The organism is Gulosibacter sp., assembly GCF_052090685.1.
In the GTDB taxonomy this organism is placed as follows: Bacteria; Actinomycetota; Actinomycetes; order Actinomycetales; family Microbacteriaceae; genus Gulosibacter.
Genome location: NZ_JBQDBE010000009.1, coordinates 93,305 through 106,071 on the forward strand (window position 1 = coordinate 93,305; position 12,767 = coordinate 106,071).

The window sequence follows — 12,767 nt, forward strand, 5'->3', positions numbered from 1 at the left end:
TCTGGCACATTCTGACAACGTCTCCCAGGGTTCTCGACCTGTTCACACATGCGCGGTTCCTACACTGGCGCCAGTCCTGCGCAATGAACAAACTTCAATCCGGGAGCACCCACTCATGCAATTCATCACTCCGAGCCTTTGGTTTAATGGCGATGCGGAAGAGGCAGTTCAGTTTTATCTCAATGCATTCCCAGAATCCCTGGTCACCGCGACACACTATTACCCCTCGGAAGGACTACCTGAATTTCAGCTGGAAATGGCAGGGAAAGTTCTCACCATTGAATTCCAACTTGCCGATCTCGAGTTTATTGCGATAAATGCTGGCGGTGAATTTCGTCCCAATCCAGCAATCTCGTTCATGGTTAATTTTGATCCCACGATCAAAGCAAATGCTGCCGATCAACTCGATTCGCTTTGGAACAAACTGATCGATGGCGGCAGTATTCTGATGCCCCTCGATGCCTACCCGTTTAGTGAACGCTATGGCTGGGTCGAAGATCGATTTGGTGTCAATTGGCAACTCATTCTCACCAACCCCGAAGGCGAGCCGCGGCCCCAGATCATGCCGAGTTTCATGTTCGGTGGTCCAGTTGTCAATCAAGCTCGCACTGCGATCGATCGCTGGACGACGACATTCCCCAACTCCGAACTCGCTAATGTTGCCGAATACCCCGAACCCACCGGGCCAGCACAGACTGGCTCGATTATGTTTAGCGACTTTACCCTGGGAGGCCAGTGGTTCGTCGCCATGGATAGCGGCACCGAGCAGGACTTCACCTTCACGGAGGGCGTCTCGCTACAGGTGAATTGCGGTGACCAGCAACAAATCGATGACTACTGGACGACACTTTCCCGTGTCCCCGAGTCGGAGGTATGCGGCTGGTGCAAGGATGAGTTTGGGGTGAGTTGGCAAATCGTGCCAGCATCAATGAATGAGCTCCTGACTAAGCCGCGGTCCTATGAACGCTTAATGGCGATGAAAAAGATCGAAATTGCCAAGTTTGACGATCCGGAGTCGGTGTGACAGCGAGTGAAAATCGCGAAGCTGCGCCTAATTCTGAAGCGCCCGACCTGGTGCGCTGCGGCTGGACCGGCAATTCCACCGAATACATGCGTTATCACGATGAAGAGTGGGGCCTCCCACTCCACGGCGACCGCGAACTCTTCGAAAAGCTGTCACTTGAGGGATTTCAAGCGGGTTTATCCTGGTTGACCATCCTGCTTAAGCGTCCTCGATTTCGAGAAGTATTCGCCAATTTTGAGCCAGCAACTGTCGCGTCATTTACCGAGACTGACGTGGAGCGATTACTCACCGATACCGGAATCATTCGCAATCGACAGAAAATCCTTGCAACGATTGCCAATGCCACAATTGTCAGGGATATGCACGATGGCGAATTTGACACCCTGATGTGGTCATTTGCACCGAAGACACACACTCGACCCGAGAGTTTGGCAGACATACCGGCCACGTCAACCGAATCAATCGCGCTCAGTAAAGAACTACGCCGCCGCGGATTCAAGTTCGTTGGACCTACCACAATGTATGCACTCATGCAATCCGCGGGTATGGTTGACGACCATGTGCCGGAATGCTGGCGTGCGCAAGAAGCCACCAACGCAATAATGTCCTAGCGTATTGCTGTGGGCAATAATGAAACACATCGATTCCGGTACGCGGGCGCTGAGGTCGCCTACTGGATATCCGGTACGCCCAGTGATGTCGAATTCGTGCTCGTTCACGGCATCGGGATGGGCCGACGCGTATTTGACCAGATCGCCGAGGCTCTTGAACCGCACGGTGTAGTGTTTGCTCTCGATTTGCCAGGGTTCGGCGAATCGCCGGAGCCCGAGACCGCGCTCAGCATGGAGGCAAGTGGTGATTTTCTCGCGGCCTTTGTCCGATCGGTGTCCGCGAGTAATCCGGTACTCGTGGGCCACTCGATGGGAACACAAGTTGTCGCAGAAGCGATCGCGCAGCAGCCGGACATCTCGACACGTGCGGTATTGATTGCTCCGGTGGTCAACCCCGCCGAAAAAACCGCGATTCGCCAGGGGCTTCGACTCGTGCAGGATCTCGCGGATGAACGCCTGCGAGTACTCGTCATTGGGCTCTATTACTACCTCAAAGCAGGACCGCGATGGTTCGTGAAGAAGCTTCGTCAAATGCTCGATCATGACATCGAAGCGGTGCTGCCGAATATCAATGCCCATACGCTGGTGCTTCGCGGCGTTGTCGACAAGGTCTGCCCGCATTATTGGGTGCAACAAGTTGCCGACCTCATTCCCCATTCCCGATTCGAAGAAATCGAAGGATGCGGTCATGAAGCGATGCTGCGACGACCCGATCCGATCACGGCGCTCATCCTCGAGCATGCGGCGCAACAGCCTGGTGAGGCTTCCCCTTAGTAATGTCGAAAGTGCTGCCGAGGCTGTATCGAATTCTCGCGCGTCACTGCCGTGGAATGACCTGGTAGACAAGCCGAGCGAATTGTCCCACCGCTCGCGCTTCCACGAGTCGCAGCCGGTCAGATTCGATCCGCCGGGGCAATACGGGTGCACCGCCGTCCAAAAATACCGGTGCGGCCGAGAGCGCAATAACATCGAGCGCGTCCGCGTCATAGAACTGGCCCACGAGCTCTCCCCCGCCCATCAGCCAAATGTCGCCACCGCGAGCCGCGCTGCGGATGCTGGGAAGCGCATCCTGGACGGGCCCCGAAACCATCCGCACCTCGGCACCTTCCGGCACTGGTAATTGGCGTGTCGTGAAGACGAACACAATCTTGTCGCCATAGGCATCGCGCCAGCGCTCGGGATGCTCGAGCAGATTCTCCTGCGCGAGCACCCACTCATAGGTGGTCGAACCTTCAACGATCACGGCCGCGTCTTCGGGTAACCCAAAATCATCCGATGGTTCCGAACCGCCCGCCACCTCAAACAGCCACTGCAGCGAGTTCTCGGAATCCGCGATCCAACCGTTGATGGTCACCGCGCTGTCGTAGATTATCTGACCCATGCCAGGACACTAACGGTGCCGACTGGTATTCGGCCGCGTGCACCGCTGCCCGCTCCCTGCCACCCGCCGCACTCCAACTCTTTGAATATTCGGCGCATACGGTGTTGGTCATCGGTGCCGATCGGTACCGGAGTAGAGGAGGAACGACACATGGCACGAATCACCGTCGTCGGTGGCAGCGGCTACGCGGGCAGCAATATTGTGAAAGAGGCAGCTTCACGTGGCCACCAAGTCACCGCCATTTCACGCAACCTTCCCCAATCGAAGGTGAGCGGGGTGACCTATATCGCAGGCGACATCTTGGAGCGATCCATCATCAACCAGGCAGTGTCGGGCAGCGACGTGGTCGTGAGCGCGCTCTCGCCGCGGGAGGATATGGCGGGCAAGGTCGTCGATGTCGTTCGTGACCTCGCCAATGCCGCTAAGGATGCTGGTGTCCGGCTCGGGGTTGTGGGTGGCGCAGGTTCATTGCTGGTCAGCCCAGACGGACCAAAACTCCTCGATACCCCTGATTTCCCCGAGGAATTCAAGACGGAACCCGCTGAAATGGGGCGTGTGCTCGACAATCTCCACACTGCCGATGAAACGCTCGACTGGTTCTTCTTGAGCCCAGCAGGCGGCTTCGGTGCCTTCGCACCCGGGGAACGGACCGGTGAGTACCGTCTCGGCGGCGATGTGTTGCTCACCGACGAGGAAGGCAACTCAAATCTCTCCGGCGAAGACCTCGGCGTTGTCATCGTGGACGAAATCGAAACGCCGGCGCACCGACGTCAACGATTTACCGCGGCATACTAGCCAATGCGAAGAATGCGGTGCCGGGTCATTGCAACCTGGCACCGCATTCTTTGTTCTGCCCTCAGCCCCGGCGTGCGCGCTTCCGGCGCCGCGGTCGCGTTCGAAATGCCTCAATGAGGTACTGGGCGCCCGAGAACACGTGCATCCCGAGACCGATCGCGGTCGCTGCTCGACCAAAGGTCCCGAACCGCGCGTAGCCGCTGCGTTCGGCAACCAGTGCGGTCATCCCCACAAACATCACGAGGCTACGGAGTTTGCCGATTCTGCTGACGTGGATCCGTCCCTCCAGGGCGGCTTTCCCGGCACCGAGTGCGACCACGGCATCGGTCCCCGCAATCGTGGCCAACGCCACCGCGGGCAGTGATCCCGAGGCGGTGAGGCTCGCGGCCACCGCGGTAATGCCGGTTCGATCTGCAATCGGGTCGATAATTTCACCGACACGAGATTGCTGATCGAATTTGCGCGCGAACCAGCCATCAATCCAGTCGGTTGATGCCCAGAGCGCCGTCAGTGCGAATGTCTCCCGTTGGGGTCTGGGCGAGAGTATTCCTCGGCAGACCGGGACAAGCAGCGCCATACGTGACACCGTGATCAGATTTGGGATGGTCACGACACGGTTGCGCTTGCTCATTCGGCTCCTCCAGGTTAAGTTCCGAGCATCCTAATACCGGTAATACCGCATCGTATCGGTCACACCCGCCGCGCAATTCAGGTTAGGCGGCCTTCAGCACTTGCTGTTCGAGTCTCGCATAGCTCGCTTCCATGCCCTCGGTCATTCCGGTATTGATCACCATCTCGCGCACTTCTGCACTCGGATACTCAATGACAAGAGTCAGGAGGGTCCCGCCCGCTGCAGGAATCAGCGTGAGTTCATTTCGTGCCGGTGGGCCGTCCATCCCGATCATCTGTTCCGTGGTGACTTCACGAAATGGTGCGTGAGATTCGAGCACTTCGCCCGTAAAGCCAAAGGCCTCACCTTCGGCGGTGGTGGGTGCCCATTCATAGCGGTATGACTCCCCCACTTCCGTAGCTACCTCGCATTCGACGAGCGCCCACCCGTCTGGACCGAGTTGCCATTGCTTGAGCAATTCCGGCTCATGGTGTGCGGCCCACACCTGCTCGACCGAGCCTCGGATCAAGCGACTCACCCGCAGCTTGGTGTCGCCAAGCGGTTCAGCCGCCACCGGTAGGTCTGCCGAGTAAGCACGCAGGTCGGCAAGGACGCCGTCGATCTGGCTCATCGCGGAGAGCGTGCCTTCTTCCATACCCATCTCGAACAGTGACTCAAATTCAGCCAGCGAGTTGAAGTACGTGGTCATATCGAGACGAGAGCCCTCAGCCGTTTCGAGGAAGTTGAAGACCATCCGCATCGAGGGCATGTCGCGATTCGGTTCACCGTCCTCCCTCGCAAATCCATCGAGCACTTCGAAAGAGTGCGGTGCATCCACGTTGAGAAACTCCCAGTAGCCACGGGATACGTCGCCTCCTGGGCCGTACATCGCATATCTGGAGATCCCACCGGGATACATATCGTGTCGTGTGAAACGAGCGGGGTACTCAACGGGTCCCCAGAATTTTTCGATCTGTCGAGGATCGGCGTAGGCATCCCAGAGGCGGGCTACCGGCACCGGGAAGTCGGCGACGATTTGCATCGTGAGTGCTTGAGTGTCTTTATTGACGTGTGTGACGGGCATGATGTATCCAATCGGAATCTCGCTCAGTCGTCAGCGAACAGCGCATCGAGCCGATCGATTCGGCCGCGCCAGAGTTGCTCGTATTGATCCAGGAGCGACTGCGCTTGTTGAATGGTCTCTGGATTACCGCGAACCAAGCGTTCGCGGCCCTGCTGTTGTTTGGTCACGAGCCCCGCAGTAGCGAGCACCGCAACGTGTTTCTGGACCGCCGCAAACGACATCTCGTAATCAGCGGCGAGGGTGGAGACCGTGATGGCCTCTGTCAAAGTTCGACGCACAATATCGCGTCGAGTCGCGTCGGCCAGCGCCCGGAAAATCCGGTCAACCTCGGCATCGCTCAACGCACTCGCGGCATCACGAGGAGTGTCGAACCCTGAAGAATATGCAACCATTTGGTTGTACATTACTCCGGTCAATCTGCCGAGTCAACGCATGAGTGACTGCGATTGCCCGATCACAGCAATCGATCAGTTTTGGGCGACTTTGGCCTGCGGCCACCCCAGAAGTGACCGCAGGCCGCGTCAGCCTTTACTTCGAGGCCGCTATCGAATCCTTGACGAGATCGCGTGCTCGCTGCAGGGCAGCCTCGCGGGATTCGGCGAGCCTTGTCCGCAGCAGAACGTAGGTGTCGGTCGGTTCGCCGGCGGCACTCGCATCTGCTTCGAATGCGCTGAGCTGCTCTTCAAGAATCACGCTGTCCTGCACCTCGCCGAAGGCGGTCGCGACCTTTTTCCAACCCGATCGCTCGCGTTCGGCATCCTTCGAGCCAAGTCTGGCGAGTACTTCGTGGGCGTAGCGGGCACCCTTTGCCCCTTTTCGCACTTCGTGCCAGCCTTCAAGATCCTCGGGCCGCTTTCTTGCGACCTTGTCACGCTCCGCGACCCGCTCGACCGATTCGCCAGCCAGTCGACCGAGCGTTTTCCCCGCCGGACGACGTCCGCGGTTCGAGGCCGGCGATTCAGTGATGAACTCGGTGGCTTGCGCATACACCGAGTCCCAACGCGGCGAGGCCATCGCCAACGTGAGCTTGGCGAACTCGCGTTCGTGGCGCGCCTCGAGCGTGGATTCGATTCGCTCCCGAACCGGCCCGACAATTTCGCTCGGATCGAGCTTGTCGAGCACCTCGGTGAACTCTTCCCGGATCACCTCGCTATCGCGAGGGCCGCCGAGCTTTTCGCCAGCCCAGCGCAGCTCGTCACGAAGCCGTTTGGCATCACCGCGGTCAAACACCTTCTTATAAATCTGCAGGATGCTCCGCATCCGGCGTAGCGAGATTCTCGCCTGGTGCACCGCGTCGGGCGCATCAACGGCCACTTCACCTTCGAGTGCCTGGAATCGGCCAAAGTGATCCGCGAGCGCCGCGACCGCGACTTCGATCGCGGTGTCATGCTCGCCCGGTTGTCGAAGTGGCGGCACATCAGTAAGGATGTGGGCGAGTTTCGAAGGCGAGTCCGACCTGCTGATCCCAGCCTCGCTCAACATCACTTCGATCTCTTCGAAGGTCGCTTCAGTCTCTTTCGACGCGAGCTCCACTTCAATCTCAGCCCACCGCTCGTGCACACTCACGTCGTCACGGAGCACCGTCGCATCCACCACATCCGACACGATCTCGGCGCGCGAGGCACCATCCTCACCAAATAGGTCAGTGGTCGTTCGCTCAGTCCGGATGCGCACGACCGGCAACAGCGGACGATCCTCGACAATATGCGCGATTTCCGCCCGAAGCGCCGAGGGGATGCGTCGGCCACGTTTCAGCGGCATGCGCACTTCGTTGCGAAGATCACCAATACCGGGAGTCTTGAGGTGCCAGCCCGCGTCATCACCGCCGGTGCGTCGGCGTAACGTGATTTGTGAGTTGAGGAGCGCAAAATCGGGGGTGTCGTAGTAGTCGGCGACGAGAATGTCGAGCCGCTCGGGCGATATCGACCCAAGGGTGCTGAAATCGGGAATTGCCGTCCCCTCAGGCACGGCGTACTTGCGCTCGACCTCGATCTCGCGATCGATATCCTCGTCGAGCAAGTGGTCACCAGCAGGTTCGTGTTGCGCCATCATGCTCTCAAGCTACGCGTTCACTCTGCGGGATCGCTCAAGCCGGAAGCGGGCGATCATCGACCCGGCCGGCTGCTGAAGTCGCTACTTGTCGCGATCCTCGAGCTGCTCGAGGCCCGGCCAATCGTCGCGGCCATCACGCTCTTTGCGGCCGAGGAGTCGATCGATTTCCCGCCGGTCACGCTTGGTGGGTCTACCCAGACCCCGCTCACGCCGGACGATCGGCATCGTGAATTCCCGGGGCGGCTTCGGCGGTGACTTATCTTCATAGGCTTCCGCGGCAAGCGGTGCACCGACGCGCTTTCGAAGGAGCTGTTTCACGACCAGAATGCGGTCGAACCCGTCGATGCGAATACGAACCTCGTCACCAACCTTCACCCCGTAGGAGGCCTTGTGGTGATTGCCATTGACCCGTACTTTGCCGCCGCGAATGGCAGTGGTCGACATTGAGCGGGTCTTATACACGCGCACCGACCACAGCCACAGATCAAGACGCACGGATTCGCTCATAGTGAGCCCATCATAGTTGCGAACGCGGTGCGCTCCTATCAATTTACAACGTCTCGCAGCAGTTGACAGCAATATCCACTAGTAGTTACCTTTAACTCACGTTAGGTGACAGGCGGCGGTAACCGACCGCCGCCCGCACCCGGCTCTAGAGGAGGATGAAATGACCGCTGCCAATGTCTCGACCGGCGATACGGCGTGGGTGCTCATCAGCGCTGCGCTGGTGTTATTAATGACCCCCGGACTGGCTTTGTTTTATGGAGGAATGGTGCGCGCCAAGAGCGTGCTCAACATGGTGATGATGTCGATCGTCACCATGGGACTGATCGGCGTGCTTTGGGTACTTGTCGGCTTCTCGCTCGTCTTCGGTGACTCGATCGGTGGTGTGATTGGGAATCCGTTTGATTACGCGGGGATGATCGCAATCCTCGGTGAGGATTCCGTGGTCGGCACGATTCCGGTGTTGATCTTCGCGGGTTTCCAGGCCGCGTTTGCGATCATTGCGGTCGCGCTGGTGAGCGGCGCTGTTGCCGACCGCATGAAGTTCTCTGCCTGGATAGTGTTCTCAGTGGTGTGGGCACTGCTGGTGTACTTCCCCGCCGCCCACTGGGTGTTTGCCTTCGATGATTCGGTCTCCGCAAATGGCGGCTTTATCGCCAATGTCTTTGGCGCGATTGACTTCGCGGGTGGTACCGCCATCCACATCAATGCCGGTGCCGCGGCGCTCGCGGTCTGCCTGGTCCTCGGCAAACGAATCGGCTTTGGCAAGACCCCCATGCGACCCCACAACCTCCCGATGGTCATGCTCGGCGCAGCGTTGTTGTGGATCGGCTGGTTTGGGTTCAACGCGGGCTCTGCGCTCGGGGCAAATCACACCGCCGCATTTGCGTGGGTCAATACCCTCGTCGCACCCGCCGCGGCGCTGCTTGCCTGGCTCGTCGTCGAACGCATCCGTGACGGTAAACCGACCTCACTCGGCGCAGCCTCCGGAATCGTCGCTGGCCTGGTTGGCATCACTCCCGCAGCGGCCGCGGTCAGCCCCCTCGGCGCAATCGCGATCGGTGTCCTTGCCGGTGTCGGTTCGGCGCTTGCCATTGGGCTCAAGAACAAGCTTGGCTATGACGACTCACTCGATGTCGTCGGTGTCCACCTCGTCGCGGGGCTTATCGGCACCATCGCCATTGGTTTCCTTGCCGACCCGGCCTCTCCTACCGGGGAAGCAGGCTTATTCTTCGGTGGCGGTGCGGAGCTGCTCGGGATCCAGACCGTGAGCGCCCTGGTGGTCTTGCTCTACAGCTTCATCGTCACGCTCATTATTGCGCTCGTCATCAAGCGCACCATGGGCATCCGAGTCAGCACCCAGGATGAATCCACCGGTGTGGACGTCACCGAGCACGCCGAGTCCGGTTACGACTTCTCGCAAGTTCCCTACTCGGCACAAAACGTAAAGAGCACGATTGTGATTCCAGTCAAGGTCAAGGAAGAAGAGGGCACCAAATGAGACTCATCACCGCCATCCTGCAACCCGCAATCCTGACCGATGTCCAAGTCGCACTCGCCCAGCACGGCGTCAGCGGTATGTCCGTGAGCGAATGTGCCGGCTATGGCCGACAGCTTGGCCACCGCGAGGTGTATCGCGGTGCCGAGTACACGATTGATTTCATCGCCAAAGTTCGCCTCGAAATTCTCATCAATGAGGCGGAGGTTGACGGGGTGATCGAGGTCATTCGCGCCACAGCCCACACGGGTGGGGTCGGTGACGGCAAGATCTGGTCAACGCCTGCCGATGACGTGGTGCGAATCCGTACAGGCGAACGCGGAGTCGCCGCGCTCTAAACACCTCGCGAGGCGAACCCCCTAATTCGCGTGTGGATGCGGTTCCTTGAAGCTATCGAGCACTCGATCGTGGCTCGCAAAGACAGAGAGGAACCGCACCGGTGTTTCAATTAGCTTGGCAGGACCGTGCACACCTTCACCGTCGAAGAGGATGCTGTCCCCCGCCTCCAGCCGATAGGCGCGCTCCTGGTGCTGGTATTCCATGACGCCTTCGAGGATGTAGACAAACTCGGTCCCGGTGTGCTGGAACAGTGGGAACGCCTGACTGTCCTCGGTCAGCGTGACCAGCAGCGGCTCGAGATTGCCGTGGCGACCGGTGAGGGCGCCGAGCAGTTCGTATTTGTGGCCGAGGTTACTGCCTCGGCGGATGGTTTCTGGTGCCTTCCCTTTTCGGACCACGACCGCCTGGGTCTCGAAATCAGCCGCACGGAAGAGGCTCGTAACCGGGACCTCGAGGCCCTTGGCCAATGCATCCACTGTCGCCAGACTCGATGAAGTTTGCGCGTTCTCGATTTTGGAAAGCATTTGACGACTGATCCCCACCTTCGCGGCAAGCTCAGCGAGGGTCAGACCTCGGGCAAGTCGCATTTGGCGAGTGCTTTCTGCAATCGACTGCTCGAGGGTCTTTGGCGGCGAAGTGAGCTGACGTCCGCCGTCAACGGGCGGACTCATTTCTCCGCCGGGTAGGTCCATCGCTGATCCCATTTGGTCACCTCGTTCAGTTCTCACTCGATTGAGCGACTTGCTGCGTGATACTCGCACCGCAGCGGCTCGAAGACTCAACTCTAATCGGAAGTGCTGCCAAATCGACCCTTGATCTGCAGTTCATGCTCGCGATTCGCCAATTCACGGGGTGGCACGCACTCGCGCTCGTTACGATGGGCAGCCAGTCAACTATTCGCGGGAGGACAATCATGATTCGCGTAGAAGTGCTCGGCCTCGCAATCGATGTCCAACAGCGACCGGTTATCTTGCTCAAGCCCAGCGACGATGCGCTGCGGATGCACAAGGCAATGCCGGTATGGATCGGGTCCCAAGAAACCACGTCGATTCTCGCGGCGGTGCAGGGCACCGACGTCGGGCGTCCACTCTCCCACGACCTAATGGCCACGCTGCTGCGGGAAACCGACAGCACCATCGAACGCGTCACGATCCCGCAGCTCGTTGACGGCACGTTTTTCGCGGAGATTGATTTGGTCACGCCCAAGGGCAAAAAGACCCTGGATGCGCGACCCTCGGATGCGATTGCGGTGGCGGTGCGGGTCGGTGCTTCGGTCTGGGTGGCGGATGACGTATTCGACGAAGTCGCGGTGGACACCGAAGTGGATCCGGAATCGACCGAGGAAGAGGAAATCGCCGAGTTCCGCGATTTTATGGACCACGTGGACCCCGACGATTTCAAGAGCGAGGACGAGTCATAACAGCGCCTCGGCACTCTCGGTCGGAGCGACGCGGCGCCCCGCGACGGCTCAGGGATCCGCTTGTGCTTGCGGATCGAGCCCGGCAAGCGTCGAGGTAATAAAAGCATCCTCAGCCACATTCCCCGGCAACGAGAGCGCCAGCCGATAGGCTTCCGCAGCTTCGGCCCTGCGATCAAGCTCGCTGAGGGTCACCGCCCGCGCGGTATGGAAGGACCGATAGCTTGCGAGCACCGGATCCGCCGCCAACGCATCGATGCGTTTCAGCCCCTCAATGGGGCCAAGAAATCGACCGAGTGCCACGGCCCGACCGAGCCGGACGATCGGGCCGGGCTCGCGCTCCTCCAGTAGTCGGTAGAGCACCGCAATTTGCTCCCAATCGGTGGTTTCCATGGTTGGGCCCTCCGCATGCACCGCGGCGATTGCGGCCTGGATGGCGTAGGTGTCCGCGCCGGGGCTACCAGCGGCACTCTCCGCAAGCGCGAGTCCTTCGGTCAGTTGTTCCCGGTCCCAACGGCATCGGTCTTGGTCGGCCAAAGGAACGGGGTGACCTTCCGCATCCAAACGTGCCGGCCGGCGAGCCTCGGTGAGCAGCAATAAGGCCAGCAGCCCGGTCGCCTCGGCGGAGCCCGGCAGGAAACTGCGCAGCACCCGCGCAAGTCGCAGCGCTTCCGCAGTGAGGTCATCCCGAACATGCACGTCACCGGTGAGCCGGGCGAAGCCCTCCGCGTAGAGCAGATAAATCACGCGCAATACCCCCGTGAGACGGGAGGGAACCTCACTGCCGCGCGGCACTTCAAATGGGATACCAATGGTGCGGATGCGTTTCTTGGCGCGCACAATTCGCTGCTGCATCGTCGGGACCGGCACCAGCAGCGCGTGAGCGACCTCGGCGCTCGAGAGCCCCGCAACGAATCGCAAGGTGAGCGCGACCCGGTCTTCGAGACTGAGGGTGGGGTGAGCACAGACGAAGAACAGCTCGAGGCGATCATCCGGCAGTTGTGGACGCTCGGCGTCAACAACTGCATTCGCGGGGTCGCGAAGGGATGCGGGAATCGGCGCCCGCTCCTCTTCAATCCGCAGATCGGCAAGTTTCCGTGCGAGCGTTGCTTCCCGCCGCACGATATCGAGTGCCTTGCGTTTTGCGGTGGTTTTGAGCCACGCTTCTGGTGAATCCGGCACACCGGTGTGTGGCCAGGTTTTGAGCGCCTGAATATAGGCCTCTTGAGTGACGTCTTCGGCCAGATCGAGGTCACCGAACCGTCGCGCGAGCATTGCCAGAATTCGGCCCCAAGTGTCCCGGTCGAGCGCTGCCAGGGCGAGCTTCGCATCCCGATTCGGCGGCAGCAGCGCCGCCTTTTTCTCGTCGGTGCTGCGCCGCAGCCCGGAGGAGTCGTGCGCCCCCGGGCTGCGAGCGTTGTTGCTGTTCATGATTCATCGCCTCGATGCGCG

General features: G+C 59.8%; 15 protein-coding genes. 7 read left to right on the plus strand and 8 right to left on the minus strand.

Annotated features, from left to right (window positions below; translation table 11 throughout):
- Positions 1 to 115 precede the first annotated feature (115 nt).
- The 3 genes from ACTHXA_RS07740 to ACTHXA_RS07750 are packed head-to-tail and all read left to right on the plus strand — an operon-like array spanning position 116 to position 2,409.
- Positions 116 to 1,024: a VOC family protein gene (locus tag ACTHXA_RS07740; protein WP_441671036.1), complete on the plus strand. Its 909-nt coding sequence runs from the start codon at positions 116 to 118 to the stop codon at positions 1,022 to 1,024.
- Positions 1,021 to 1,635: a DNA-3-methyladenine glycosylase I gene (locus ACTHXA_RS07745; RefSeq protein ID WP_441671038.1), complete on the plus strand. Its 615-nt coding sequence runs from the start codon at positions 1,021 to 1,023 to the stop codon at positions 1,633 to 1,635. The genes ACTHXA_RS07740 and ACTHXA_RS07745 overlap by 4 nt, the downstream gene beginning before the upstream one ends.
- A 9-nt stretch (positions 1,636 to 1,644) precedes the next feature.
- Positions 1,645 to 2,409 carry an alpha/beta fold hydrolase gene (locus tag ACTHXA_RS07750; RefSeq protein WP_441671040.1) on the plus strand — a complete coding sequence of 255 codons (765 nt, stop codon included), beginning with the start codon at positions 1,645 to 1,647 and terminating at the stop codon, positions 2,407 to 2,409.
- Positions 2,410 to 2,452: 43 nt separating this feature from the next.
- Here the strand turns inward: ACTHXA_RS07750 and ACTHXA_RS07755 are convergent, their stop codons facing one another.
- Complete coding sequence (locus ACTHXA_RS07755; RefSeq protein WP_441671042.1) at positions 2,453 to 3,016, minus strand: dihydrofolate reductase family protein; 564 nt, start codon at positions 3,014 to 3,016, stop codon at positions 2,453 to 2,455.
- Positions 3,017 to 3,166: 150 nt separating this feature from the next.
- Here ACTHXA_RS07755 and ACTHXA_RS07760 point away from each other — a divergent pair, with 150 nt between their 5' ends.
- Positions 3,167 to 3,811, plus strand: coding sequence for an NAD(P)-dependent oxidoreductase (locus ACTHXA_RS07760; RefSeq protein WP_441671044.1), 645 nt, complete (start codon positions 3,167 to 3,169; stop codon positions 3,809 to 3,811).
- 61 nt (positions 3,812 to 3,872) lie between these two features.
- Here ACTHXA_RS07760 and ACTHXA_RS07765 read toward each other — a convergent pair whose 3' ends face one another.
- From ACTHXA_RS07765 to ACTHXA_RS07785, 5 genes are all read right to left on the minus strand, one after another.
- Positions 3,873 to 4,442: a CDP-alcohol phosphatidyltransferase family protein gene (locus ACTHXA_RS07765; RefSeq protein ID WP_441671046.1), complete on the minus strand. Its 570-nt coding sequence runs from the start codon at positions 4,440 to 4,442 to the stop codon at positions 3,873 to 3,875.
- A gap of 82 nt (positions 4,443 to 4,524) precedes the next feature.
- A complete protein-coding gene (locus ACTHXA_RS07770) occupies positions 4,525 to 5,505 on the minus strand; it encodes an SRPBCC family protein (RefSeq protein ID WP_441671048.1) in 981 nt (326 codons plus the stop codon).
- 23 nt (positions 5,506 to 5,528) lie between these two features.
- Positions 5,529 to 5,897, minus strand: a complete 369-nt coding sequence (locus ACTHXA_RS07775) for an ArsR/SmtB family transcription factor (RefSeq protein WP_441671147.1) — start codon at positions 5,895 to 5,897, stop codon at positions 5,529 to 5,531.
- Between the two features lie 136 nt (positions 5,898 to 6,033).
- Complete coding sequence (locus ACTHXA_RS07780; protein WP_441671050.1) at positions 6,034 to 7,557, minus strand: CYTH and CHAD domain-containing protein; 1,524 nt, start codon at positions 7,555 to 7,557, stop codon at positions 6,034 to 6,036.
- Positions 7,558 to 7,638: 81 nt separating this feature from the next.
- Positions 7,639 to 8,064: an RNA-binding S4 domain-containing protein gene (locus ACTHXA_RS07785; RefSeq protein ID WP_441671052.1), complete on the minus strand. Its 426-nt coding sequence runs from the start codon at positions 8,062 to 8,064 to the stop codon at positions 7,639 to 7,641.
- A 160-nt stretch (positions 8,065 to 8,224) separates the two neighbouring features.
- Between ACTHXA_RS07785 and ACTHXA_RS07790 the strand changes: the two genes are divergently transcribed.
- Positions 8,225 to 9,562 (plus strand): ammonium transporter, encoded by a 1,338-nt coding sequence (locus ACTHXA_RS07790; RefSeq protein ID WP_441671054.1) that lies wholly within the window; start codon positions 8,225 to 8,227, stop codon positions 9,560 to 9,562.
- Positions 9,559 to 9,897 (plus strand): P-II family nitrogen regulator, encoded by a 339-nt coding sequence (locus ACTHXA_RS07795; RefSeq protein WP_441671056.1) that lies wholly within the window; start codon positions 9,559 to 9,561, stop codon positions 9,895 to 9,897. Before ACTHXA_RS07790 ends, ACTHXA_RS07795 begins: the two co-directional genes overlap by 4 nt.
- 21 nt (positions 9,898 to 9,918) lie before the next feature.
- On the opposite strand, the gene ACTHXA_RS07800 is transcribed toward ACTHXA_RS07795, so the two are convergent.
- Positions 9,919 to 10,602: a helix-turn-helix domain-containing protein gene (locus ACTHXA_RS07800; protein ID WP_441671058.1), complete on the minus strand. Its 684-nt coding sequence runs from the start codon at positions 10,600 to 10,602 to the stop codon at positions 9,919 to 9,921.
- 209 nt (positions 10,603 to 10,811) lie between these two features.
- Between ACTHXA_RS07800 and ACTHXA_RS07805 the strand changes: the two genes are divergently transcribed.
- Positions 10,812 to 11,318, plus strand: coding sequence for a bifunctional nuclease family protein (locus tag ACTHXA_RS07805; protein ID WP_441671060.1), 507 nt, complete (start codon positions 10,812 to 10,814; stop codon positions 11,316 to 11,318).
- A 48-nt stretch (positions 11,319 to 11,366) separates the two neighbouring features.
- Here the strand turns inward: ACTHXA_RS07805 and ACTHXA_RS07810 are convergent, their stop codons facing one another.
- Positions 11,367 to 12,746, minus strand: coding sequence for an RNA polymerase sigma factor (locus tag ACTHXA_RS07810; RefSeq protein ID WP_441671062.1), 1,380 nt, complete (start codon positions 12,744 to 12,746; stop codon positions 11,367 to 11,369).
- Positions 12,747 to 12,767: the final 21 nt, after the last annotated feature.